This is a genomic window from Mycobacterium hippophais (assembly GCF_027529605.1).
Lineage (GTDB): Bacteria > Actinomycetota > Actinomycetes > Mycobacteriales > Mycobacteriaceae > Mycobacterium > Mycobacterium arseniciresistens.
This window is the reverse complement of record NZ_JAPZPY010000003.1, coordinates 439,743-463,882: the sequence shown is the minus strand read 5'-3', so window position 1 is coordinate 463,882 and position 24,140 is coordinate 439,743. Positions and strand designations below refer to the sequence as shown.

The window sequence follows — 24,140 nt, the reverse complement described above, 5'->3', positions numbered from 1 at the left end:
TCATCAGAAACCCTCGGTGCCGCCACGTCAACTCCCCGGGAGGCTACGAACTGGTTACCGCGAGGCTCCCAACAGTTCATCGAGGGACTCGCGCAGCAAACCGGGGAGCACGTCGACGTCGCTCATCGCATCCCGGTCGGCGTTGATGCCGAAGTAGAGCATGCCGTTGTACGAGGTCACCCCGATCGACAGCGTCTGGTTGTGCAGCAACGGCGGAACGGCATAGGTCTCGAGCAGCTTGGTGCCCGCCACGTACATCTGCTTCTGCGCTCCGGGCACGTTGGTGATGAGCAGGTTGTACTGCCGCGCCGAGAACGTCGTCGCAACGCGGATACCCATGGCGTGCAGCGTCGGCGGCGCGAACCCCGACAGCGTGACGATGGTGCGGGCGTCCACCAGGCTGGCCGCCGTCGGGTGCGTTTCAGTGGCGTGTGAGATCTGGGACAGCCGCACCACGGCGTTGCCCTCGCCGACGGGAAGATCGACCAGGAACGGGGCCACCTCGCTGATCGCCTGCCCCGGGCCGGTTGAGTCGATCTCGGCGTCCGGATAGACCGACATGGGGGCCATCGCGCGCACCGTCGTGGTGGGGCCGACGGGTTCCCCCCGGGACAGCAGCCAGTTGCGCAGTGCGCCGGCGACCACGGCGAGCAGGATGTCGTTGATGTTGCACTCGTACCTGGCGCGCATCCGCCTGTAGTCCTCCAGCTCGTGGCTGGCCACGGTGAAGCGGCGGTTGCGGGAGACCCGGGTGTTCAACGGGCTGTTCGGCGCGGTGCCGCGGGCGACGGTGCGCGCCACGTCGGCGAACCGGCGGCCCATCTCGACGAGTTGCCCGGCGTTGGTCGCCACCTCGGTGACCGCGTCGCGCACCGCTCCCAGCTGCGCCGTCGGCCGGGTGACCCATTCCCCCACCGCACCGAGCAGCAGTCGGCGGTCACTCGGTTCGCGGGCCGGAATCCAGATGTCCTCGCCGAACTCGGGCGCCTTCTGCGTCCGGTCGACGATCACGTGACCGATCTCGAGTGCGGTCATCCCGTTCACCAGGGCCTGGTGGGACTTCGTGTAGATCGCGACGCGGTTCTTGGTCAGGCCCTCGACCAGGTACATCTCCCAGAGTGGCCGCGTCTTGTCGAGTGGGCGCGAACCCAGGCGCGCGACCAGGTCGTGCAACTGGGCGTCGCTGCCCGGCGACGGCAGCGCCGAACGCCTGATGTGGTAGGTGATGTCGAAGTCGGGGTCGTCGACCCAGACCGGCCGGGCCAGGCCGAGGGTGACCTCGCGGACCTTCTGCCGGTATCTCGGGATCTGCGGCAGCCGCTGTTCGACCGTGGCCAGCAGACTCTCGTAGCTCAACCCGTTGCGGGGCCGGCGCAGGATCGACAGCGAACCGACGTACATCGGGGTGGCCGTGTTCTCCAGGTGGAAGAACGTCGCGTCGGGCGCCGACAGCCTCGTCACCATTCGGCGCTATCCCCCTCTTCGGCCGTCGCTGCTCGGTCACCGCCACCGTATCCGGCCGATCTGTGCCTTCGCAGCACGGGTGCATCCAGCCTGGTGCGAACCATGCGACCATGGACAGGTCTGCGACTCTCCAGCAGATGCCGATCCGACGTCGAGCATTCAGGAGAGTCCGTCATGCCCTCTCACACCACCCGTTCCCCCGCCGCCCGCGGCTCATTCACCTCACCGGTCATCGACTACGAGCCGGCGCCCGCACCCGTCACCGGGCCGTGCCCGCCGCCGTCACCCGCCGCGTTGCACCGGCGGACTCCCCGGCCGCTGCGGCCCGCACCGGCCGCCGCGCCCGTTGCGCCGCAGCCCGCGGCGCTGTTCGCCGATGCCGCGCTGCGCCGCGTGCTGGAGGTGATCGACCGGCGCCGCCCGGCCGCGCAGTTGCGGGCTCTGCTGGCGCCGCCGCTACTCGCCACGGTGGTCACGCACGCCCGGCTGCGGCACGCTGCTCCGGCCCGGCTGCGCCGGGTCCGCCTGCGGGCAGCCGGTTCCGGCTCGACGGCGGCCGAGGTGTTCGCCACCTACACCCGCGGCGAGCGGGTGCGCGCCATCGCCGGGCGCGTCGAACTCGTCGGACCCGACCGCTGGCAGCTGGTCGCCCTGCAGATCGGATGAGGGCTCAGCCGCGACGGCGTGAGCGCGGCGCCTTGGCGCCCTTGGCCTGCTGACGGGCCGCCTCACGGCGTTCCCGTCGGGTGCCGCCGCCTCCGCCTGCGCCGCCGGCCGACGCGGCATGCCGCGCGCCGCCGTTGGACCGCTGCACCTCGGCCGAGCCGTCCTCCGCCGGGCCGACGTAGGTCAGCGGTGGCGCGTCGTTGTCGATCCCCTTGGCGCGCAACGCCGGTGCCGGCGGCCGCTCCTTGGTGGCCACGCCGCCCTCGCCTGCGCCGCGCTCCTGCGCCTGGGCCGCGGCGGCCTTGGCGAAATCGGCCAGACCGCTCGGCGCCGCAACCGGTGCGACGGCGGGCGCGGGGGCGGCCTCGACGGTGACGTTGAACAGGAAGCCGACCGACTCCTCCTTCAGCGCGTCGAGCATGCCTTTGAACATGTCGTAGCCCTCGCGCTGGTACTCGACCACCGGGTCGCGCTGGGCCATCGCGCGCAGGCCGATGCCCTCGCGCAGGTAGTCCATCTCGTAGAGGTGCTCGCGCCACTTGCGGTCGATGACGTTGAGCAACACGTTGCGCTCCAGCTGACGCATCGCGCCCTCGCCGGCCATCTCCTCGAGTTGTTTCTCCCGCTCGGCGTAGGCACGTTCGGCGTCGGCCACGAGCGCGTCGAGCAGTTCCTCACGGGTCAGCTCGCCGGGCTCACCGACCGCGTCGGAGTCGAGCAGGTCGTGATGGTCGATGCCGACCGGGTAGAGCGTCTTGAGCGCCTCCCACAGCTTCTCCAGGTCCCAGTCCTCGGCGTAGCCCTCGGCGGTCGCACCGTCGACGTAGGCGGTGATGACGTCGACGAGCATCTGGTGGGCCTGGTCCTGCAGGTTCTCGCCCTCCAGGATGAGGCGACGTTCCCGGTAGATGACCTTGCGCTGCTGGTTCATCACCTCGTCGTACTTGAGGACGTTCTTGCGGACCTCGAAGTTCTGCTGCTCCACCTGCGTCTGGGCGCTCTTGATGGCGCGGCTGACCATCTTGGCCTCGATCGGCACGTCGTCGGGCAGGTTCAGCCGGTTGAGCAGCGCCTCCAGCGTCTCACCGTTGAACCGCCGCATCAGCTCGTCGCCCAGCGACAGGTAGAACCGGGACTCGCCCGGGTCGCCCTGACGGCCGGAGCGGCCGCGCAGCTGGTTGTCGATGCGGCGCGACTCGTGGCGCTCAGTGCCCAGCACGTACAGCCCGCCGACTTCGATGACGTCCTTGGACTCCTCGACGTGTTCTTCCTTGACCTGCTGCAGCGTCGCCTCCCACGCCGCTTCGTACTCGTCGGGCGTCTCGACCGGGTCGAGACCCTGTTCACGCAGCCGCTTGTCGGCGAGGAAGTCGACGTTGCCGCCGAGCACGATGTCGGTGCCGCGACCGGCCATGTTGGTGGCCACGGTGATCGCGCCGAGCCGGCCGGCCTCGGCGATGATGCCGGCCTCCTGCTCGTGGTACTTGGCGTTGAGCACGTTGTGCGGGATCTTGCGCTTGGTGAACTGGCGCGACAGGTACTCCGAGCGCTCGACGCTGGTGGTGCCGATCAGGACCGGCTGGCCCTTCTCGTAGCGCTCGGAGACGTCGTCGACGACGGCGATGTACTTCGCCTCTTCGGTCTTGTAGATCAGATCCGACTGGTCCTGGCGGATCATCGACCGGTTCGTCGGGATCGAGACCACGCCCAACTTGTAGATCTCGTGCAGCTCGGCAGCCTCGGTCTGGGCGGTGCCGGTCATGCCGGAGAGCCTGTCGTAGAGCCGGAAGTAGTTCTGCAGCGTGATGGTGGCCAGCGTCTGGTTCTCGGCCTTGATCTCGACCTGCTCCTTGGCCTCGATCGCCTGGTGCATGCCCTCGTTGTAGCGGCGGCCGAGCAGGACGCGGCCGGTGAACTCGTCGACGATGAGCACCTCGCCGTTGCGGACGATGTAGTCCTTGTCGCGCTGGAACAGCTCCTTGGCCTTCAGCGCGTTGTTCAGGTAGCTGACCAGCGGCGAGTTGGCGGCCTCGTAGAGGTTCTCGATACCGAGCTGGTCCTCGACGAACTCCACCCCGAGCTCGTGCACGCCGACCGTCCGCTTGCGCAGGTCGACTTCGTAGTGGACGTCCTTCTCCATCAGCGGGACCAGGCGGGCGAACTCCGGGTACCAGTTCGAGGCGCCGTCGGCCGGGCCGGAGATGATCAGCGGCGTGCGGGCCTCGTCGATCAGGATGGAGTCGACCTCGTCGACCACGGCGAAGTTGTGACCGCGCTGCACCAGGTCCTCGAGCGAGTGGGCCATGTTGTCGCGCAGGTAGTCGAAGCCGAACTCGTTGTTGGTGCCGTAGGTGATGTCGGCGGAATACGCCGCCCTGCGTTCATCAGGGGTGAGCCCGGAAAGGATGACGCCGACGTCGAGCCCCAGGAAGCGGTGCACCCGGCCCATCCACTCGGCGTCGCGTTTGGCCAGGTAGTCGTTCACCGTGACGACGTGCACGCCCTTGCCGGACAGCGCGTTGAGGTAGGCGGGCAGCACACAGGTCAGCGTCTTGCCCTCACCGGTCTTCATCTCGGCGACGTTGCCGAAGTGCAGCGCGGCGCCACCCATCACCTGCACGTCGAAGTGCCGCTGGCTGAGCACCCGCCACGCCGCCTCGCGGGCCACGGCGAACGCCTCGGGCAGCAGGTCGTCGAGGTCCTCGCCGTCGGCGATGCGCTTCCTGAACTCGTCGGTCTTGGCCCGCAGCTCGGCGTCAGACAGCTTCTCGACGTCGTCGGACAAGGTGTTGACATAGTCAGCCACCTTCTTCAGGCGCTTGACCATGCGGCCTTCACCGAGACGGAGCAACTTATCGAGCACGGATTTCCCCTGTGGGTTGACGTATCAGACGGAGTCCATGGTAGAGGTCGCGACTGAGAGCTCGACCCTCCGCGACCTCTTGGACGCCGAAACAACGCCGAGAACCCCGCGACACCGTCGGCGTCACGGGGTTCCCGGCGATCAGGCCGCGGCGGCTCAGGCCAGCCGGATCAAGCCGTAGTCGTAGGCGTGCCTGCGGTAGACGACGCACGCGCGGTCGCTGTCCTTGTCGTGGAACAGGAAGAAGTCGTGGCCGACGAGCTCCATCTCGTAGAGCGCGTCGTCGACGGTCATGGGTTTGGCGGGGTGTTCCTTGGTGCGCACGATGCGGCCGGGTTCGTGATCGTCGACCGGCGCGCCGTCGGACACCGGTTCGGCGGCGGACTGGGGCGGGTCCATGGCGGCGGCGAATGCGGTGGCCTCGGCCACCGACACCGGGCGCTTGTCCCCGTAGTGGATCTTGCGGCGGTCCTTGCTGCGGCGCAGCCGGTTCTCGAGCTTGCTCACGGCGCCTTCGAAGGCGGCGTAGAAGCTGTCCGCGCACGCCTCACCGCGCACCACTGGCCCACGGCCGCGGGCGGTGATCTCCACGTGCTGGCAGTTCTTTCGCTGGCGGCGGTTCTTCTCGTGGTCGAGTTCGACGTCGAAGAGGTAGATGCTGCGGTCGAATCGCTCCAGTCGCTCGAGTTTCTCGGCGACGTAGACGCGGAAGTGATCGGGGATCTCAACGTTGCGGCCGGTGAGGTTGACGTCGGCCTTCGGCTCTGGGGCCGGCTGGTCCTCCTCGACCACCATCGTTCGGTCTGATTCCACGGATTGAATTGACATACTTGGCAACTCGTTTCTCTCGCGCGTCGCACGCAGTGCGTGCCGGGTGGGTCACGATTCGCGCCGCAGGAGAGGGGTTTGCAGAGATTTCTTCCGCGACCAGCGGCGCAAGGTGTCGACTACTCACCTCCTACCGTGGTGCGGCGAAGTGGCGCTGACTGCTGAGCGCCGCCGTGAAGGTGTTCACGGGTGGTTGTTTGCGACGGTAGTCGTTGTTCACCCGGTCGTGCCAGTCATTTCGCGCATGTGTTTTCAGTTCTTCACGCTGGGTTGACCCAGGGGTGATCCGGCCCGCCCGTCAGGCGTGCGCCAGCGCGAGCACGGCGAGCACGTGGGCGCCCGCCTCCTGCAGCACGCGGGTCGACTCGGCGGCCGTGGCGCCCGTGGTCACGATGTCGTCGACGAGGACCACCGCTCCGGTGACGGGCCGCAGCAGCCGCACCCGACCGGCGATGTTGCGCGCCCGGTCGGATCCCGACAGCCCGACCGAGTCCCGGGTCCACGCTGTGAGTCGCAGCGCCTGGACGAGGTCGACACCGGGACGTCCGGCGACCGCGACCTGCCCGATCCGGGTGACCGGATCACCGCCGCGGCGGCGTGCGGCCGTTCGACGGGTAGGGGCCGGGACGACGGTGACCGGCGCTTCGACGATCCCCCACCGCAGCAGCTGCCCGAGCCCCGTCGACAACGCACCGCCCAGCGGCGCGACGAGGTCGGCGCGGCCGCGCTCCTTGACGGCGACGACGGCCTGCCGGCGGGCGCCGACGTAGCGGCCGAGCGTGAACACCGGCACGCCCGGGTCGACGCGAGGGGTGATCAGGTGCGGGGCATCGGGTGGCACCCGCAGGTCGACCGCGCACCGCGCGCACCAGCGGGTGGACGGTGCACCGCAGCCACCGCACTCCAGCGGCAGCACCAGGTCGAGCATGAGGGCAGTGTCCCGCCCGGGACCGACAGCCCCGGCTGCCGGGCAGTTCACTGACAACCGCACGCCCGGGTTCCGCACGCGCTGTACTGGGACCATGCCGCAAGACGAACGTGAGTCGTTCATCGTCGACTGCCTCGTGAAGGCGTTCAAGGAACTCATGGACGCCGATCCGGACGCCTTTCGCACGAAGTTCCGGAAGATGGCGGCCGAACCGTTCGCGTTCTACCGCGGCAGCGCGTGCCTGTTCTACGCCGACGTGGCCGCCCGTGACGACAGGTGGGCCGATGAGCGCACCAGCCAGGTGTGGATCCAGGGCGACCTGCACGCCGAGAACTTCGGCACGTACATGGACGGGTCCGGCGTATTGATCTTCGACGTCAACGACTTCGACGAGGCCTACGTCGGGCACTTCACCTGGGATTTGAAGCGGTTCGCGGCCAGCGTCGCGCTGATGTGCTGGCAGAAGGCCCTGTCGGACGAGGAGATCTCCAAACTGATCGACACCTTCGCCCGCGCCTACGCCGACCAGATCAAATGGTTCCTCGACGAGGACGACGACTCGAGCTTCTCGCTGAACCTGACCACCGCTCGTGGCGCCGTGCTCTACACCTTGCAGAGCGCCCGCCTCTCGACGCGCTCCGAGATGCTCGACCGCATCACCCGCGTCGACAAGTGGGACCGGCAGTTCCGCGAGACTGCCGGGGTGCGCCGCCTGGGCGACGGTGAGCGCGCCAAGATCGAGTCGGCCTTCGAGCGCTATCTGCAGACGATCCCGCGCACCAAGCGGTTCCAGGGCATCACGTACGACATCAAGGACGTGGTCGGGAAGAGCGGTCACGGCATCGGCAGTGCGGGGCTGCCGACGTACACCGTGCTGATCGAAGGCTTCAACCAGGCGCTCGACAACGATGCCGTGCTCTCGGTCAAGCAGGGCAACGTCGCCGCGCCGAGCCGTGTCCTCACCGACAGCCGGGTGCACGACTACTTCATCCATCACGGGCACCGCACCGCGGTGTCGCAGCGCGCGCTACAGGCCCATGCCGACCCGCTGCTCGGCTACACCGACCTCGATGGGAAGGGTTTCGTGGTCAGTGAATTGTCGCCGTACGAAGCCGATCTCGACTGGAGTGAGCTGACGGAACCCGATGAGCTGGGCGAGGTCGTCGAACAGTTGGGCCGGGCGGTGGCGAAGGTGCACTGCGTGGGTGACACCGACAGCGACCAGTCGCTGGTCGACTTCCAGACCGAGGAGGCCATCGACGCGGTCATCGGTGACCACCTCGACGAGTTCGTCGACGACCTGGTGACGTTCGGCCTCGAGTACGGCGCGGTGGCCCGCGACGATCACCGGCATTTCGTGGAGGCGTTCCGCGAGGGGCGGATTCCCGGCATCAGCTCGTCCTGACGGCGTCGTCCGCGCTGCCCCTCCTCGTCAGAAGTCGTACTGCGACACGGTTTTCGCATCGGCCTCCAGGGACGCGTCACCGACGTATACGTTGTCGTAGCCGTCCATCTTGGTCAGCGACTCGTACCCGGGTATTCCCAGATCGGTGCCCGCCTCGATCGGCCGGCCCTGTGCCAGCATCAGGGCGATCTGCAGCTGCGCCTCACCGGCGAGGGCAGGATCCCAGAAGAAGATCTTGTCGACGGAACCGTCGGCGAGCTGCTCGGCGGCCGAGGACGGAACCGAGGTACCCATCACGCAGATCTGGTTCTGCCGACCGGCTTCCCGGACGGCCCTGGCGATGCCGGGCACGTCGTTCGCCGCCGAGCCCTGGAAGCCCTTGATGCCCGGATTCTGCGCCAGCAGCTGTTTGGCCTTGTCGTAGGCGATCTGCTCGTCGTCGGCACTCTCGATCGGGTCTCCCACCCGCGCCATGTCCGGGAACTCGGCGACCTGCAGATCGTGCGCGGCAGTGACCCACTGCATGTGTGTCTTCGCCGTCGGCTCGCCGATGAACTGGACGTATTCGCCTCGCTCACCCATACATTGGGCGAGGTTCTGCATGATCCTCTCGCCGAAGGCGGCGTTGTCGAACGCCTCGATGTCGATGTCGACGTTCTGGATACCGGTGGCCTCGTGCGAGACCACCTTGATGCCCTGCCCGCGGGCCTGCCCGAGCACCGCGTGGAGCGCCTCGGGTGAGTTGGGCACCACGGTGATGGCCGTCGGCTTCTGGGGGATCAGCTCCGCGATGATCTGGCGCTGCTTCTCCGGACTGGTGTCGTCCGCACCCTCCTGGCGGGTCTGGACACCGGTGCGGGCGGCGAAACTCGCGTCGCCCTCGGCCATGCGGTCGAACCACGGGATGCCCTTGATCTTGACGACGTTGACCATCGTCATGTCCTTCGGGTCCTGGCCGGCGTCGTCGGCCGGAGCACTGCTGCTGCCGGCGTCGTCGCCACCGTCACCGCCCGAGCCACACCCCACGATCGCGGTCGCGGCGACGCCGAGCGCCACCAGAAGAGCCATTCGCCTGTCCCGCATTCCCACTCCTTCGTGACGCCCGCCCGTGTCGAACGGGTCACCACCGAGGTCCGGCGGCGTGAGACGTGGCGTGCGTGCCAGTCAAGCAAGTCGACGCCCGAACCGGGCTGTTTCGCGGCCCCCCGCCCGAACACCGGCGCTCGGCGAGTCAGCGCGACACTGCGCACACGGTCAGCCGAGGACGATCGAGTCACCCCGGACGGAGACCGCTCTGGTGTCCAACGGCCGAGAGGCGGGGCCGTTCGCGACCGACCCGTCCAGGTTGAATCTGCTTCCGTGGCAGGGGCAGACGATGGTGCCGTCGACGACCTCCGACACGGTGCATCCCGCATGGGTACACACCGCGGAGAACCCAGCGAACACCCCTTCGGACGGCTGCGTCACCACGACGCCGTCCACGATGAGACCGGATCCGACCGGTATGTCGGCAGTGTTCGCGATGCCCTGCACGGTCGGCGGCGCACCTGGGGCGTCCGGCTCGGGGTTGGGGGCCGGTGCCTCGCCCGGCGTTGGCTCCTTGCCGTATGTCGCACACGCACTGAGCACGGTGGCCGCCAGACCGAGTCCGGCAGCGGCGATGAGCTTCTGGCGAGACAGCAGGATGTCGTGGAGGAACATCTGTCGAGACCTTCCGTTCAGAACGTCACGCCGGTGGTCTGGAAGAACCACAGCGCCGAGGTGAGCCACACGTAGACGAGCCCGAAGAACACCAATCCGCCGACGATAGGGATGATCCACCCGGGGAGGCCCTTGCGGGTGAGCAACAGCATCTTCGTCACGAATACGCCATAGAAGAGGCAACCGAACAGCGAGTGCAGGAGAACCCTGCTGTCCGACGACTGGAATCCGAGGGCGTACAGGCAGTGCACGGCGACGGGGACGCTGGCCAGTACCGCCAGCCGTCCTGACCAGACATGCGCCGCAGCGATCCACGACGGCGCCCGCCCGCCCGGAATCAACCGGTACATCGCGAACGCCGATCCGAGCTGGAACACACCGAGGAGTACCGCCAGGGTCGCCAGCCAGGACTTCACCGCCGTCCCGCTGGAGAAGCCCGCGATGCTGACCGAGAAGAATTGCGGCTGATGCGTTCTGCCGAAGACACCGAGTGCCACTGCGACCAGCGCGCCGACTGCGACAGCGATCAGCACGGGCACGCCACCCGACGACCTGCCCGTGCCAGGGGCGCCGATTCCCGTCTCAGTAGTCATCGGCGGCGCCTCCCACCCGGGCCGCGGTGAACTCCCACGTCTCCTCGCCGATCCGCAACGTGCCCACCACGGCGGACCCTTCGAGGCGACCCTCCAGGCGGCTCGTGCGGTCCCTGTTCGACAGCGTCACCGTCCCGTCGGTGGCGCTGCCCTCGAGCCACGTCTCGATCGTGTTGACGTCGCACGCATAGGCGACCGCCTTCGGGCCGTCCACCGTGATGTCGAGGGTGAGAACACCACTGCGGGTCGGGATCTCGCCGGCGTAGTCAGCCGTGGCCGGGAACGCCCGACGGGGTGGCGCGGGCGGCGGCGATGCCGGCGCGGACGGGGCCGCGACCGACGCGGTGACCGACGCCGAAACCGGAGGTGCGGGCGACTCCTCCTTCGACACGTTGACCAGGAGCAACCCCGCGCCCAGAGCGGCAACCGCTCCCAAGGTCGCGACCGGACCCGTCACCTTCATCTCTTGACCCTTCCGTACGCCGATGCCGCCTTTGAGCGACACATTCGCTGTGCTCAACGGGACAGGGCCGAGAAGGGTTCAACGGCAGATCAGCCGGGCAGCACCGGGATGGCGCCGGCATTCATCAACGGCCGCACCTCCGACCATGCCGGGTCGCCCTCGGCAGCGCTCGAGAGTTGCAGCACCCCGCGCTGGTCGGAGACGTACACCGTGGACGGGTTGGCGGCCACGGTGGTGACCGGCATCAGCAGGTTGCGGCTCGGTCCGTCGGAGTTGACGCCGTCGAGGTTCACGTACGAGACCGGGTGCTGCGGATCGCGCCGGCTGACCACGATGTCGTCACCGGTGCGCCAGGACAGGGAGACCACGGTGTTCCCGAGGCCGAAGCCGAGGCGACGCGGGTAGTTCAGCAGGAACTGGCCGGTGGGGGTCTGCTCCACGCCGGCCAGGATCACCTGACCCTCGATCACCATCGCCGCGCGCGTCCCGTCGCGGGAGAGCTGCAGCTCGCTGATCGGGCCGGGGAACTTCGTGGCCACGGGCGCCACGTCGACGGGGATGCGGGCAGGCTGGCCGGAAGCATCCCGGATCACGCGGACCACGTTGTTGCCGTCGACCACCACCCACACCGCGTTGTCCAGCGACCAGCTCGGCCGAGTCAGGCTCCGTGCCTCGAGCGCCTGGCCGGCCGCCCCACCCAGCGGTCCGATCCACAACGAGGACAACATGTCCGGCGCGCCCGGACGCAGCACCACCACCGACGCGGCGTCCTGTCCGCTGCGCGACACCGCGGCCGAGGTCTGGTTGGGCGCCTGCCCGAACGAGCCTGCGATTCGTGGCGCCCGCTGCCCGTCGAGCGACACCAGCGAGCCGTTGACCAGTGCGTGCAGCCCGGCCGCCGCGCCGGGGAAGGCGCCCGGATCGGTGGCCGCCACGTCCGAGGTCTCCCAGCCGTCGGCGAACCGGTCGTCCAGGGGTGCGCCGTCGGCGCTGAGCACGTAGGGGCCGTTGATCCCGGCCCGCGACAGTGTCCAGATGATCTGTGCGGCAAGGAGTTGCCTGCTGTGCGGATCGGTGGTCGACAGATTCTCCAGGTCCACCCGGGCGCCGCCGTAGCCACGGCCGATGCCGGTCTTGCCGCCGTCGGCGCGGGTCACCGGGCTTCGCAGCTTCAGCGGTGCGCCGAGCAGGTTGCGCACGGTGTTCGCCATCTCCGGCCGGGGTCCGGCGATGAGCTTGGAGATCAGTTCGGTGGCCAACTGGTCGGGATCGGACACCGCGACATAGCGGGGGTCGGGCACCACGGTGGCGCCGGTGGGGTCGGCGAAGTACAGCGTGCTGCGCTTGTAGGTGGCCTGGAACTGCTGCCAGTCCAGGAACACACCGTTGGGGAGCTTGTCGATCCGCCAGCCGCCCGGGGTCTTGAGCAACTCGATGGGGCCGGGGTCGGGCAGCGCGCCGTCCGCGGTCTCGAAAACACCCATGTCCGAGAGCGATCCGAGGATGTCGGCGCGCATGCTGACCGAGACGCGGTCGGGCCGGCGAGTCTCGACGAACACCACCCGGTCGATCAGCAGCGCGCTGCCGGCGTCGTCCCAGTCCTGCGACGCCGACTCGGTGAGGAACTGCCGGGCCGCGAGGTGCCGGTTGGCCGGATCCGCGGTGGCCTTCAGGAACTCGCGCAGCAACACGTCGGGATCCATGTTGGGTGTCGGTGTGGGCAGGCTGGGCGGCGCCGGCCGCTCGACCGTCCCGATCGCCTGCGGCGCCGACGAACTCGGCACCCCGGCACACCCCACGATGGCGACCGCGAACAGCATCAGCCATGCCGCGGTCAGGATCCGCCTCACACGCTCTCCCCCGCCGGTTCGCGCTCCACCGCACCGCGTCGCGGCGCCCGGTCGGGCCGGGTGGGCTTGAGCGGCAACGGACTCGTCGTCACCTTGTGGCCGCGGACCAGCGGCAGCGTCAGGCGGAAGCAGGCTCCCTTGCCGGGCTCGCCCCATGCCTCCAGCCGGCCCTGGTGCAGCCGGGCGTCCTCGATGCTGATCGCCAGGCCCAGCCCGGTGCCACCCGAGCGGCGCACCCGCGACGGATCAGACCGCCAGAACCGGCTGAACACCAGCTTCTCCTCACCGGGGCGCAGCCCGACGCCGTAGTCGCGCACCGTGACGGCGACGGTGTCCTCGTCGGCGGCCATCCGGATGCGCACCGGCTTGCGCTCGGCGTGGTCGATGGCGTTGGCGATCAGGTTCCGCAGGATGCGTTCCGCGCGGCGGGGATCCACCTCGGCGATCACCTCTTCGCCGGGCACGTCGACGATGAGCTCGACGTCGGCGTCCTGCGCGAGGTGCCCGACGTTGTCCAGCGCGCTCTGCACGGTGTCGCGCAGGTCGACCGCCTCCACCGACAGCTCGGCGACGCCGGCGTCGTGGCGGGAGATCTCGAGCAGGTCGTTCAGCAGCGTCTCGAAGCGGTCGAGCTCGTTGACCATCAGCTCGGTGGAGCGGCGCAGCGCCGGATCGAGATCCTCGCTGTGGTCGTAGATCAGGTCGGCGGCCATCCGCACCGTCGTCAGGGGCGTGCGCAGCTCGTGGCTGACGTCTGAGGTGAAGCGGCGCTGCAGGTTGCCGAACTCCTCGAGCTGGGTGATCTGCCGCGACAGGCTCTCCGCCATGTCGTTGAAGGACACCGCCAGCCGAGCCATGTCGTCCTCGCCACGCACCGGCATCCGCTCGGTCAAGTGGCCTTCGGCGAACCGTTCGGCGATCCGCGACGCCGACCGCACCGGCAGCACGATCTGACGGGCCACCAGCAGCGCAATCGCGGCCAGCAGGCCGAGCAGCACCACGCCGCCGGTGGCCATGGTGCCGCGCACCAGCGCGATGGTGCTCTCCTCGTTGCTCAGCGGGAAGATCAGGTAGAGCTCCAGATTGGTCACCGGCGACGACGTCGGGCTGCCGACGATGAGCGCAGGTCCGGAAAAGCCTTCGGTGGTGACGGTGGCGTACTGGTAGCTGACCTGACCGGCCTGGACGAAGTCGCGCAGCGCCTCGGGCACCTGCTGCACCGGCCCAGCGGCGGTCGCGGCGCGCGGCCCGTCGCCCGGGACCACGAGCACGGCGTCGAACGGACCGCCGAGGCCGGCGCCCGCTTCGGCCTTGCGGTCGATGAGGGTGTTGCGGGCCAACTGCAGGCTGCTGTCCAGCGAGCGGCTCTCCTCGCCGCCCACGATGCCGCTGACGGTGTTGCGGGCGCGCTCGATCTCCTCGGTGGCGGCCTTGACCTTAACCTCGAGGATGCGGTCGGTGATCTGACTGGTGAGCACGAAGCCCAGGACGAGGATGACCGCGAGCGACAGCCCGAGCGTGAGCGAGACGACCCGCAGCTGCAGCGACCGGCGCCATGCCAGCCCGAGCGCGCGGCCCAGGGTGCCGAGGCCGCGCAGCAGCGGTGCCGACCGTCGGTGGATGCGGCGTCGCGAACTCCAGATCACGGCGCCGCCCGGGCGGCCACGGTCACGGAGGTCCGGCCTTGTATCCCACTCCTCGAACGGTCAACACCACCTGCGGATTCTCCGGGTCCTTCTCGACCTTGGCCCGCAGCCGCTGGACATGCACGTTCACCAAACGGGTGTCAGCGGGGTGACGGTATCCCCACACCTGTTCGAGCAGCACATCTCGAGTAAACACCTGGCGCGGTTTGCGTGCCAGCGCCACCAGCAGGTCGAACTCCAGCGGCGTCAGCGAGATCTGTTCGCCCATCCTGGTGACCTTGTGGGCAGGCACGTCGATGTCGACATCGGCGATGGACAGCAGCTCCGCGGGTTCGTCGTCGTTGCGGCGCAACCGGGCACGCACCCGGGCGACGAGTTCCTTGGGCTTGAACGGCTTCATCACGTAGTCGTCGGCGCCCGACTCGAGCCCGAGCACCACGTCGACGGTGTCGGTCTTGGCGGTCAGCATGACGATGGGCACGCCGGAGTCGGCGCGCAGGACCCGGCAGACGTCGATGCCGTTCATGCCGGGCAACATGAGATCCAGCAGCACGAGATCGGGCCGCAGCTCGCGGACCGCGGTGAGAGCCTGCGTGCCGTCACCGACCACCGCGGTGTCGAAGCCTTCTCCGCGCAGGACGATGGTGAGCATTTCGGCCAGCGATGGGTCGTCATCGACGACCAGGATCCTTTGCCTCATGGTGTCCATGGTGTCACCAGATCGCGACAAAACACTGCTAGCGCGCACCCGCGAGTCGGCTAACGTCCCAGGTCGGCTGCCAGCTGTGCCGGGACGACGTCGGGACCTACGCTGCGCCACGGCCCGCTCCAGTCACGGGCAGCCAGCTCCCGGTAGACCGCGGCGGTGCGGGACTGCAGCCCCCCGTCGCGCTCGTAGATGTCCTTCGCACGGGCGGCGTCCTGTTCGGCCCGCCGATCGGCGCGGGCGGCGGCCAGTTCCACCGGCACGTCGAGCAGCAGCTGCCAGTCGGGCACCACCAGGCGGAGACGGTCGTATTCGAGGCTGCGGACCCACTCCACGACCTCGCCGTCGGCGCCCTGGCTGAGCCGGGCAGCGCTGTAGGCGGCGTTGGAGGCGACGTACCGGTCGAGGATGACGACGTCGTAGGCCGCGCTCAGGTGCCCGATCTCGTCGCGGGCGTCGGCGCGGTCGAGGGCGAACAGCACGGCCATCGCGTGCACCGACTGGGCGAGGTCGCCGTGTGCACCGTGCAGTGCCTCCGCGGCGAGGTCGGCGGTGACCGACCGGTGATACCGCGGGAAGGCCAGGGTGGCAACCGAGCGTCCGGAGGACTCGAAGGACGCCCGCAGCCCGGTGGTCAGCGTGTTCTTCCCCGCGCCGTCCACTCCCTCGATCGCGATGAGCACGCTGTTCGCTTCTCCCGGGTCGCTCCGCTCCTGCCCACCGGCGAGCGTAACTGGTGCATTCGACCCCCTCTGACCGTCGATAAGCTTTCATCCGGCCATGTAGCAGCTGAGAGGAAGCTGTGGCGGGCGTATGGGAGCCGGCCGTCGAGTGACTGGGGGTTCGCCGGGTGGGGGGATCGGTAGAGGTCGTCGTCTCGGAGCTGGAATCGGCGGCCGCACGCCTGGCGGACGCCGGACAGCGCCTGCAGGACGGGCTGTCGGCCGTTGACCTGTCGGTCGACGAGCTGTTGGCGAAGGGCTGGAAGGGCGGCGCCGCGACGGCCTACACGGCCGAGTGGGACAAGTGGCACAACGGCGCGGGCCAGGTGGTCCGCGGGCTCCAGTCCATGTCGGAGTCGCTCAAGGCCGCGGGTGCGCAGTACGCCGCCACCGATCAGCAGGCCGCTGAATCCGTTGATTCGTCGTTCCAGCCGACCGGCGGCGCACCAGGCGGCGGGGCACCGAGTGGCAGCCCCAGTGCGCCCGGTGCGGCGGCGCCGGCCGGCCAGAGTGCGGGTGATGGTGTCCCGAGCGGTCAGGGTGGCACCGGCGCGATGGCCGAGATGATGAACCTCGGGCAGCCGGCGGCGCAGGCCGGACAGGCGCTCGGGCAGGCGACAGGGCAACTGGCCGCCGGTCTGGCGCAGGCCGCCGCCGGGATCGCGCAGGCCGTGACGGCGTTGGCGCAACAGGCCGCGCAAGCCGATGAGAAGGACGACGCAGACAAGCAGGACGACGATCGCGAGTCCTCGGAGGAACGGACCGATGATCCCGAGGATCGCGACGGTGACGAAGCGACCGAGCAGCCCGCCGGGGCGGACGGGCCTGCCGGTCGGGCGTCATCGAGCGCTCCGGTAGACGCCGTGCCGCAGCCGCCGCCGACGGCCGTTGTCCCGACGGGTGTCTCGAGGCGTTCCGGTGCCGGGTAGCGGCGGCGCCCCGCTTGTGGCGGACCTCGGGCAGCTGAGAGCGGCCGCCGTGCACATCGCCAGCTTCGGGAACGAGGTCACCGAGTGCCTAGATGACATCGACCGGGCAATGGCCGCGTTGCGGGCGACCTGGCATGGGGAGGCGTCGGAGGCTCAGGCTGAGTCGCACCGGCTGTGGACCGAAGGCGCCAAACAGATGCAAGAGGCTTTGACGCAGTTGCAGAAGATCGTCGACACGGCGCGTACCAACTACGCCGATGCAGTGGCCAACAACAGTGAGATGTGGCCCTAGCAGTGCCCTCAGAAAGCGGCCACTCGCAAGGTGTCGGAGACATCCGCATCGAGGTGGATCCCGAGGTGCTGATCCGTGCGGGTCAACGTCTAGGACTGCTCGGGACGCAGTTGGACGCGTTGATGAATGTGCTGCGGCCGCTGCTGTCGAGCGGCATTGCGTCCGGTCTCGATCCGGCCGGATTCGACTTCGGGCTGGAATACGGCGATAAGGCACAGGAATTCGCCGACGCGCTGGCCAAGGGCGCGAACGCGTTCAAGTTCGTGGGCTACAAGCTGGAGGCGTCGGGACACAACTACAAGAACGCCGACGCCTCGTCGACCGTAGGCGGATCGGGACCCGCCGGCGGAGTAGGCGAGGCGCCCGGCGAGACGGCGCCTGCCGATGCGACCACCGGTCCGAGCTTGGCCGCGGTGTTTCCCCCGGCCAAATGGTGGGTGATCGCGCCATTCGTGGGCCTGGCGCTGACATGGCCATCGGGGAACCCGGCGATGTTGCGCGTCACCGCCGAGCAGTGGCGCAATCTCGCCGAAGGCTTCTCGGTCTTCGAAGGCGAAGTGCACGGGGTCAAGACCACCGTGTCCACGCAGAAAATCCCTGAGGGCGAGAAGATCGGTACGGCGCTCGACAAACTTGGCGGAGCGGCAACGGGTTTGGCCACGTTGGCCTCGAAGCTTGGAACCTTGGTAGGCGATTTCGCCAACACGGTGCAGGAAACGCAGGACGCCATCCGCCGACTGCTCGACAGGCTGCTGTCGGTCGACGGCTTCATCGACACGGTGACTGGCATCTTCACCGGCGAGGCAGAAGAGATCATCAAGGAGGTCGCGCGCGACGTCCAAAGTGTGCTCGAGAATTTCGTCGACCAGGTTCGCGGTATCGCCGGCCTTCTAGGGGAATTCACCGAATTGCTCACAGAGGTCACCGAAGCATTCCAAAGCTTGGCCGACAAGACACTGAGAGAGTCGCTCGGCGACCAAGTAGGTGGCGCACTCTCAGAGTTCATCAAGATTCATACCGACCTTTCGCTCGGCGTGACGACGGGGTTGGTCAACACGGTGGCTGGAACCGTGTCGATGGCCGATCCCGCGGTGTGGCAGGGCATGGCTCAAACAGCCTGGTCGGTCATTCAAGATCCCACGAAAGCCGACGACGTGGCCCTCGCGTCACTCAAGGAATTCGTCGCCTACGACAAGCTGACCGGCGACAATCCGGCGCGCGGCATCGGCGAAGCCGGGTTCAACGTCGCGTCGTTGTTCTTGCCTCCCGGCGGAGCGCTCTCGAAGACCGGCACCGTGGCCAAAGGCATCAACGCGGCCCGCCGACAGTTCGGTGATTCGAATTCGCCTTCATTTGATGACCTGCCGGGCGCGGGACCGCAGGGACTGGGAAGTCTCGAGGACCTCACCGGGGGCGGGTCCCGGGTGCCAGACGTTCCCGAGGTCCGACCGGGCGGAATCCCCGACTCGGTGATCGGTCCGGTGCCACCCAACGCTATCGACGCGCCCCAGGCGAGCCCGCGGGGAGTCGAAGCGCCGGCCGGGCCGCCAGATCCGCCGTCGCCGACGGGTGTCCCCGGTGGTCGCGAGAATCACGGGGATGGCGGTGGCAGCGGTCCCCCGCCGCCACCGGACCCGCCGGAGCGCACGCCCGGTCCGTCGGACGCCGGCCCGGGTCGCGCGGAGGGGCCGCCTCCGCAGTCGCCCGCATCGCCGGGGCCGAATTCTGCTGACTCGCCACCGGCGGCACCCAACCAGGCGCCGTCCCCGGGTGACCCGACGCCGCCGGCGACTCCGCAGGCACCCGAATCGTCGGGTCCGACGGGTCAATCGGAGGCAGGTCCATCGCCGTCCGACACGGGTTCACCGACCGGCCATACGCCGGCGGCTCCGGATGCTCCCGCCGGCGGACACGCGCCTGAACAACACGGGGGTGGCACGGGCGTAGGCGAGAATTCGGCGCAGCAGCCAGGGGGCAACGACGCGCCGAGTGAGGGTCACCGGCCTGGCTCCGACGAGCACACCGCGCGACCCGATGAGCGCACGCACACGCCCGCCGAGCAGCAACCGACCAGTTCGCCGGCAGTGGAACAGCCGAGCGGTCCCGAACGCACTGGAGACGGTGACCAGACGCGAGAGCCTGCGCATGCAGCGGGTGAGAGCGACGCGAAGCGGCACGAGCCTGCGGGAGTGATGCCGGTCGGGATGGGCGGATTCGGTACGCCTGTGGGGTCACACGGGTCCGGGTCGTCACCGGGTGCCGCCGACGGGTCGCCGGCGGCTCCGAAGTCCGGGGCGCCGGATGCATCAACGCGTAACTTGGACGGGACAGGCCCGCGCGCCGCAACACCGGAAAGCCCTCGGGCGCAACAGCCAGGCGCCGCAGGGCCCTCGGCGGGGAATTCACCAACCGCGCCTATAAATTCCGCCTCGACACCGCCTCCGCGCTCGCCAGCGGACAGAGTGCCAGGTGCACCGCATCGTGAGTCGCCCGTTCTCAGTGATGGACGCCACCGGCCGCCGTTTGATCCGTCAGGAAGCACTGCGCCGGGGACCAACAACGTTGATGCGCCGCAGCTCGTGTACGGAGCTTCCAGCGCCGCCGGCGACCCCAAAGCTCCAAGCTCGACGCCACCGCCCGACAAGCCCGCTGACGCCGCCACGCCGCCCGATTCCCGCGATGTCAGCGATCGCTACCAGTCCGACCGCGACAACATTAAAGCGCCCAATATTCCTCCCGACGAGGTTCCGCCGCCGTTGGTGCGCGAAACCCCGTATCCGAACACTGGTGGAATCCTGCCGAAGTACGTAGGCGAGCAATATCCGGGAGGCCCCCTGGGTTCACCAGGGGTGACGTACCTCGACGAAGCGGCTCGAGAAGCTCGGCGAATAACCATCCGCGATGGCATAGTCTATGACTCGAGCGGTAAGCCCTTCGACACTTCCAAGGGCGTCTCGGCTTTCGGCCCCAATCACGGCGGTCGTGCGATCTTCGTAATGGACGCGCACGGCAATCTTTACGCGTCGACCTTTCAGAAATTCAGGGTCTTCCATCACTCAAGTTTTCTCGCCGGAGCGCCGGTCGCAGGAGCCGGTGAACTAGTTGTAAAGAACGGAAGGATCGAATTGCTCAGCGACTGCAGCGGTCATTATCAACCTGGCCTGGCGCTTACACAGCAGGTGCTCGATCAACTCGCGAGCCAGGGAATCCGTCTCGATGCTTCGAGTGTGCAGTTGACCGCTCGTCCGGGAACTATCTGATGACCAATGACTGGCGCTTCGCGATTGATGAAATTCTCCACAGTCTTTCCTTCACAGAGGAGATCACTGAAGAATTCGTGCGATGGGTCGCGGATAACGCAGTGCGCTATGAAGCGCTGGATCTGGGACCGCATGCCTACTACCAGGCAATAGAGGATTCGTTGGCATCGGGCGAGATCCTCGACGGCGGCGATCAACTCCCGCAATTTAGTCAGATTCAACTCGCAGACTTTTTACGGGCGGTCGCCACGGAACTCGACGCTCGGCGACCCTGGCCCGAACCGAGCTTCCGCAACCTCGACTCCGCGGAATCGCGGGAAGCCTTCGGCCAAACTGTGCCAGTTGCACGATTACAGGCTTCAGTCCGAGAGATTACTGATCTGTTGCAGAAAGGGTTTCGGCCTGTCGGCGATTCTGATCCCGAGCAACAACTCCTCGTCCTGCGACTGATCACTGGTGAGACTGTCTTCCTATCGGGGATAGATCGCCGAGGTGAGACAGTCACCCTGTCTGTCGACCCCTCCGGCCCCGGTGACAACGCTTCAACGATCGAGCACTTCATTGCCGCGACCAATCTTCCGTCGGATCTGGTGATTACGTAGCACAGGGTTTTGTGAGTGATTTGCCGGACGGTCCGGAGCGATCGGCGGACGGCGCCTGATGGTTCTCACACCGGACACTGCTCAGCTGCGGTGCGCAGAGAAGGGTTGCAGCAGATGGACAACCAACGACACGGTATCCGCGCCTCCGGTGAGTATGCGACCTACGACGGCCGCGAGTACTTCGCTCACAGCTTCGGCGATCGAGTGCGTCTCCTCTCCGACGACGACCCGCTCCCCCCGGGCTTCACCCCGTCCACGAAGAGTTGGGTCCGAGGCGAGACCATCGTTCAGAGGACGGACGTCGCGCGACTGGAAACGATTAGGACCGTCGCCCGATGGTGCGGGTATCGGTTCGAAGTCGGGATCATCACCGGTGACACCGCCAACGTCACGTATCTCGGCGCACGATTCGACGAGGTCTCCGGGATGCCCGGAATGTACCGCCCCGACAAGTTCGAGGTCATCGGCGAGGTACCCGTTACCGAGCTGACCGATGTCGAAGAGCATGTGGCACTGCGGGGCTCGGTGTCCGACATCGAAGCCGCACTGTGGGCGAGGATGCGCAAAGGCGACGGGCTGACGGTTCCGTACCACCGCAGATTGGAGGTCGGCGGCTGCGAACCGAGCCGAAGTCTCAGGAGCTATCCCTACGACGGTGTGCAGGTACTCGCGACAGGCCTTAAAGACCTCGAACGGCCCATGTTCGCTGCGCCCGATCGGATCATCGTCGAGAACTGGGCGAGACACTGCTGGGTGGCGATCGACCGAAGCGCACGGGGAGCAGGCCCGCCCGATGCGTATCTCGTCGGCATGGAAGACGAAGGCGCCGGGCGCTATGTCGGCAACGCCGCAGAAGTGGTGATCGAGATGTGCCGGGAAGCGCTCGGTCAGAGCACGAGGACGCAACCGGCTGAAGTCGACATTCAGATCGGGTTCCCGGGCCTTCACAACACCACGACCACCTATGTCGGCAGCTGGCAGTGGAACGTGCACGGCGAAGTGAGCCATGAGGACTTGGCCCAACGCGCTGCGCGCGCGACGCTGCGGGCGATCGACGCCAAGAGAAGCGCGGACGAACAGGAACTCCTCGCCGTGCGTACTGATTTCGCCACAGAGGTAGAAAAGACCGTCGGTTCAGCCCTGTCGGCAAGGGGCCTCGTGCTCGACGAGATCTTCGACGGGCTCGACAACGGAGCAAGCGGGCGTCCGCTGTCGATCGTCTACTACCGAGGCAGCGACTGCAGACTGCAGATCTACCGGTCGTCGCGCGAGGGTGAGACGAACTGCATGATCGCACCGCTGCACGCGCCCAACGAATACGGCCTGCGCAGCAGATCGAAGTTGTGGCAGTTCCTTGGTCGGTTCATGGCGCGCCAGGAGCTTCCTCTCGAGGAGTCGGTGCGCACGGCTCGACGGGAGCACGACAGTCACGAGACGCCGCTGCACTGGGTGCGATCGATCATCGAAATGCACTTCGATGCCGCGCACACGGGCATGCTCGAAAGGTCAGACACGCATCCCGGTGTCCCGACGATCGATGTGAGCGAGGCGATCACGCTGTATCTCGAGCACTACCCCGGCCGCAACGACGCCGAGTTCTCGGCGCGCTACGGCGCCGACGACACACCCATGGCCGAACAGCTCGTACGCAACATTCTCGCTGAAGCGATGGCCGTGCAACCCGATTGGACCCGCATGTCGTTGAACGACGCCGGCGATCACGTGCAGAGTGTCATGCACGCGCGCCACCCTGAGCTGTCGGCTGCGGCGCTGACGAGCGTCGGCAACTACTACACGTACCTGATGCGATGAGGCAGATCGAGGAAGCACAGACGTGAATCTGACCGAGCTGGCACAAGCGCTGACCGACATCGGCATCGCCCCCACGACGGTGGCGCTCGGCGGCCGCGCGGACTACACCTGGTGCGTCGATCAATCATCCGAAGACGGCACCTGGGAGGTGTACTGGTACGAACGGGGAAACAAGAATCACCTGGTTCGGTTGACCACGGAATCGCAGGCCTGCTTTCAGCTGCTGGGACGCCTGGCTTACAGTCAGCTACTCGCAGGCACCATCGGCCGATCGTGAGCCACGCATCCGCCCCCAATACGTGAGTTTCGATGCCCCGCAGCGGCGGTAGATTCACTGCATCATGACCACACCGCCGACGCACCCGGGCCACTGGGGCCATCCCGCACCGGGAGAGCGGCGCGGACTCACCGTGCTGTTCTTCGCAGTGCCCGTCGTCCTCAGCATCGTCCTGATCGTGGCGATCACGTTCGCCGGCCTGCAGCGGCAGGAGATCAATCCGGTCGCGATCAAGGCGCCCGTCGCCGAAGCCGACTGGGAACCCTATGTGGACGCCGGTGAGACGGTCGCGGAGAACCTCACGACAATCGACTACCGGACGGCCGATCGCGATGTACAGCGGGTCCTCGACAGTTCGACCGGACCGTTTCACGCCGATTTCGCCAAGCGTTCCCGCGAATTCGTAGACACCGTCCGCACGTCGGAGTCGGTGAGCACCGGCACGGTCAACGGCGCGGGTATCGAATCGCTGGACGCCGACGGCGCACGGGTGCTCGTCGCGGTCAGCGTCGAAACGGTGACCAAGGACAGCGCCGGTGCCGCCCCGAGGTCGTGGCGGCTGCGGATCACCGTCGTCGAGTCCGATTCCGCCTTCAAAGCGTCCGACGTGGAGTTCGTGTCGTGAACGCGACCGGCTCCCGCATCGCCTGGTGGACCGTCAATGCTGTGCTGATCCTCGGAATCGCTGCGGCGACGGCCGTCGGCCTGTGGCTGAACGGCCGGGACATGACGCCGAGCCGGCCGAATAGCCAGACCGGAAGTATGGAACAGGTACAGCAGCACGTGAAGAAGGTGGTCCCAAAGCTGCTCTCCTACACGCCTGAATCCGTCGCCGGCTTGGCGGAGACCGTCGACCCGCTGCTGACCGGCGACTTCAAGGACGAATACCGGGAGCTCCTCGAGACAGCGGTCGTGCCGCAAGCACAGCAACAGCGGATCACCACCGACGCCGAAGTCGTCGGCGTCGCGGTCGAATCGCTCAGCGCCGACGTGGCTGAACTGCTCGTGTTCATCGATCAGGAATCCAGCACGCTCGCCGATCCGCAGCCGGACACCGACGAGTCCGCTGTCCAGATGGTCCTGCGAAACGTGCAGGGGCAGTGGCTGATCAGCTCGTTCAATCCCGTGTGAGC

Annotated in this window: 22 protein-coding genes; 10 read left to right on the top strand and 12 right to left on the bottom strand. The window is 67.7% G+C overall.

From position 1 onward, the window contains the following. Positions 1-54: 54 nt before the first annotated feature. Entirely contained in the window at positions 55-1,464 is a 1,410-nt protein-coding gene (locus tag O6P37_RS10780) for a WS/DGAT/MGAT family O-acyltransferase (RefSeq protein ID WP_269894039.1), read from the bottom strand. A gap of 174 nt (positions 1,465-1,638) precedes the next feature. Between O6P37_RS10780 and O6P37_RS10775 the strand changes: the two genes are divergently transcribed. Continuing rightward, positions 1,639-2,130 carry an Rv3235 family protein gene (locus O6P37_RS10775; RefSeq protein ID WP_269894038.1) on the top strand — a complete coding sequence of 164 codons (492 nt, stop codon included), beginning with the start codon at positions 1,639-1,641 and terminating at the stop codon, positions 2,128-2,130. 4 nt (positions 2,131-2,134) lie between these two features. Here the strand turns inward: O6P37_RS10775 and secA are convergent, their stop codons facing one another. From secA to O6P37_RS10760, 3 genes are all read right to left on the bottom strand, one after another. Then, positions 2,135-4,993, bottom strand: a complete 2,859-nt coding sequence (gene secA, locus O6P37_RS10770; protein WP_269894037.1) for a preprotein translocase subunit SecA — start codon at positions 4,991-4,993, stop codon at positions 2,135-2,137. A gap of 156 nt (positions 4,994-5,149) precedes the next feature. Continuing rightward, positions 5,150-5,788, bottom strand: coding sequence for a ribosome hibernation-promoting factor, HPF/YfiA family (gene hpf, locus O6P37_RS10765; RefSeq protein WP_269894173.1), 639 nt, complete (start codon positions 5,786-5,788; stop codon positions 5,150-5,152). Between the two features lie 331 nt (positions 5,789-6,119). Next, positions 6,120-6,749 carry a ComF family protein gene (locus O6P37_RS10760; protein ID WP_269894036.1) on the bottom strand — a complete coding sequence of 210 codons (630 nt, stop codon included), beginning with the start codon at positions 6,747-6,749 and terminating at the stop codon, positions 6,120-6,122. Positions 6,750-6,843: 94 nt separating this feature from the next. Between O6P37_RS10760 and O6P37_RS10755 the strand changes: the two genes are divergently transcribed. Then, on the top strand, positions 6,844-8,154 hold the full coding sequence (locus O6P37_RS10755; protein WP_269894035.1) for a DUF2252 domain-containing protein: 1,311 nt from the start codon (positions 6,844-6,846) through the stop codon (positions 8,152-8,154). Positions 8,155-8,181: 27 nt separating this feature from the next. Here O6P37_RS10755 and O6P37_RS10750 read toward each other — a convergent pair whose 3' ends face one another. The 8 genes from O6P37_RS10750 to O6P37_RS10715 all read right to left on the bottom strand — a co-directional run bounded on the left by O6P37_RS10750 (position 8,182) and on the right by O6P37_RS10715 (position 15,796). After that, a complete protein-coding gene (locus O6P37_RS10750; RefSeq protein ID WP_269894034.1) occupies positions 8,182-9,237 on the bottom strand; it encodes a substrate-binding domain-containing protein in 1,056 nt (351 codons plus the stop codon). A 171-nt stretch (positions 9,238-9,408) separates the two neighbouring features. Beyond that, positions 9,409-9,855, bottom strand: a complete 447-nt coding sequence (locus O6P37_RS10745) for a QcrA and Rieske domain-containing protein (RefSeq protein WP_269894033.1) — start codon at positions 9,853-9,855, stop codon at positions 9,409-9,411. 17 nt (positions 9,856-9,872) lie between these two features. Beyond that, on the bottom strand, positions 9,873-10,448 hold the full coding sequence (locus O6P37_RS10740; RefSeq protein ID WP_269894032.1) for a DUF6529 family protein: 576 nt from the start codon (positions 10,446-10,448) through the stop codon (positions 9,873-9,875). After that, the gene (locus O6P37_RS10735) at positions 10,438-10,911 is read right to left on the bottom strand and encodes a hypothetical protein (RefSeq protein ID WP_269894031.1); all 474 of its coding nucleotides are present in this window, start codon (positions 10,909-10,911) and stop codon (positions 10,438-10,440) included. Before O6P37_RS10735 ends, O6P37_RS10740 begins: the two co-directional genes overlap by 11 nt. An 89-nt stretch (positions 10,912-11,000) precedes the next feature. Next, positions 11,001-12,749, bottom strand: a complete 1,749-nt coding sequence (lpqB, locus tag O6P37_RS10730; RefSeq protein ID WP_408633151.1) for an MtrAB system accessory lipoprotein LpqB — start codon at positions 12,747-12,749, stop codon at positions 11,001-11,003. Between the two features lie 8 nt (positions 12,750-12,757). Then, positions 12,758-14,407 carry an MtrAB system histidine kinase MtrB gene (gene mtrB / locus O6P37_RS10725; protein WP_269894029.1) on the bottom strand — a complete coding sequence of 550 codons (1,650 nt, stop codon included), beginning with the start codon at positions 14,405-14,407 and terminating at the stop codon, positions 12,758-12,760. A gap of 22 nt (positions 14,408-14,429) precedes the next feature. Next, positions 14,430-15,116, bottom strand: coding sequence for a two-component system response regulator MtrA (gene mtrA, locus O6P37_RS10720; protein WP_264015934.1), 687 nt, complete (start codon positions 15,114-15,116; stop codon positions 14,430-14,432). Positions 15,117-15,166: 50 nt separating this feature from the next. Further along, positions 15,167-15,796, bottom strand: a complete 630-nt coding sequence (locus O6P37_RS10715; protein WP_269894028.1) for a dTMP kinase — start codon at positions 15,794-15,796, stop codon at positions 15,167-15,169. A 167-nt stretch (positions 15,797-15,963) separates the two neighbouring features. On the opposite strand from O6P37_RS10715, the gene O6P37_RS10710 reads away from it, so the two are divergent. The 8 genes from O6P37_RS10710 (at position 15,964) to O6P37_RS10675 (ending at position 24,138) form a co-directional block, all read left to right on the top strand. Next, positions 15,964-16,764: a WXG100 family type VII secretion target gene (locus O6P37_RS10710; protein WP_269894027.1), complete on the top strand. Its 801-nt coding sequence runs from the start codon at positions 15,964-15,966 to the stop codon at positions 16,762-16,764. Then, positions 16,754-17,056 (top strand): WXG100 family type VII secretion target, encoded by a 303-nt coding sequence (locus O6P37_RS10705; protein WP_408633141.1) that lies wholly within the window; start codon positions 16,754-16,756, stop codon positions 17,054-17,056. Before O6P37_RS10710 ends, O6P37_RS10705 begins: the two co-directional genes overlap by 11 nt. A gap of 2 nt (positions 17,057-17,058) precedes the next feature. Then, on the top strand, positions 17,059-20,316 hold the full coding sequence (locus O6P37_RS10700) for a WXG100-like domain-containing protein (protein WP_269894026.1): 3,258 nt from the start codon (positions 17,059-17,061) through the stop codon (positions 20,314-20,316). Further along, positions 20,316-20,918, top strand: a complete 603-nt coding sequence (locus O6P37_RS10695; protein WP_269894025.1) for a hypothetical protein — start codon at positions 20,316-20,318, stop codon at positions 20,916-20,918. Before O6P37_RS10700 ends, O6P37_RS10695 begins: the two co-directional genes overlap by 1 nt. A 105-nt stretch (positions 20,919-21,023) precedes the next feature. Further along, positions 21,024-22,730 carry a hypothetical protein gene (locus tag O6P37_RS10690; protein WP_269894024.1) on the top strand — a complete coding sequence of 569 codons (1,707 nt, stop codon included), beginning with the start codon at positions 21,024-21,026 and terminating at the stop codon, positions 22,728-22,730. 22 nt (positions 22,731-22,752) lie between these two features. Beyond that, complete coding sequence (locus tag O6P37_RS10685) at positions 22,753-23,007, top strand: hypothetical protein (protein WP_269894023.1); 255 nt, start codon at positions 22,753-22,755, stop codon at positions 23,005-23,007. A gap of 64 nt (positions 23,008-23,071) precedes the next feature. Further along, a complete protein-coding gene (locus O6P37_RS10680; protein ID WP_269894022.1) occupies positions 23,072-23,632 on the top strand; it encodes a mammalian cell entry protein in 561 nt (186 codons plus the stop codon). Next, on the top strand, positions 23,629-24,138 hold the full coding sequence (locus O6P37_RS10675) for a hypothetical protein (RefSeq protein WP_269894021.1): 510 nt from the start codon (positions 23,629-23,631) through the stop codon (positions 24,136-24,138). Before O6P37_RS10680 ends, O6P37_RS10675 begins: the two co-directional genes overlap by 4 nt. Positions 24,139-24,140 lie beyond the last annotated feature (2 nt).

Excerpts from the sequence above, each read along its gene's own strand:
- O6P37_RS10760 (WP_269894036.1), bottom strand. The coding sequence starts at position 6,749 with ATGCTCGACCTGGTGCTGCCGCTGGAGTGCGGTGGCTGCGGTGCACCG.
- O6P37_RS10740 (WP_269894032.1), bottom strand. The coding sequence starts at position 10,448 with ATGACTACTGAGACGGGAATCGGCGCCCCTGGCACGGGCAGGTCGTCG.
- O6P37_RS10750 (WP_269894034.1), bottom strand. The coding sequence starts at position 9,237 with ATGCGGGACAGGCGAATGGCTCTTCTGGTGGCGCTCGGCGTCGCCGCG.
- mtrA (WP_264015934.1), bottom strand. The coding sequence starts at position 15,116 with ATGGACACCATGAGGCAAAGGATCCTGGTCGTCGATGACGACCCATCG.
- O6P37_RS10745 (WP_269894033.1), bottom strand. The coding sequence starts at position 9,855 with ATGTTCCTCCACGACATCCTGCTGTCTCGCCAGAAGCTCATCGCCGCT.
- O6P37_RS10680 (WP_269894022.1), top strand. The coding sequence starts at position 23,072 with ATGACCACACCGCCGACGCACCCGGGCCACTGGGGCCATCCCGCACCG.
- O6P37_RS10755 (WP_269894035.1), top strand. The coding sequence starts at position 6,844 with ATGCCGCAAGACGAACGTGAGTCGTTCATCGTCGACTGCCTCGTGAAG.
- O6P37_RS10735 (WP_269894031.1), bottom strand. The coding sequence starts at position 10,911 with ATGAAGGTGACGGGTCCGGTCGCGACCTTGGGAGCGGTTGCCGCTCTG.
- O6P37_RS10775 (WP_269894038.1), top strand. The coding sequence starts at position 1,639 with ATGCCCTCTCACACCACCCGTTCCCCCGCCGCCCGCGGCTCATTCACC.
- O6P37_RS10780 (WP_269894039.1), bottom strand. The coding sequence starts at position 1,464 with ATGGTGACGAGGCTGTCGGCGCCCGACGCGACGTTCTTCCACCTGGAG.
- O6P37_RS10695 (WP_269894025.1), top strand. The coding sequence starts at position 20,316 with ATGACCAATGACTGGCGCTTCGCGATTGATGAAATTCTCCACAGTCTT.
- hpf (WP_269894173.1), bottom strand. The coding sequence starts at position 5,788 with ATGGTGGTCGAGGAGGACCAGCCGGCCCCAGAGCCGAAGGCCGACGTC.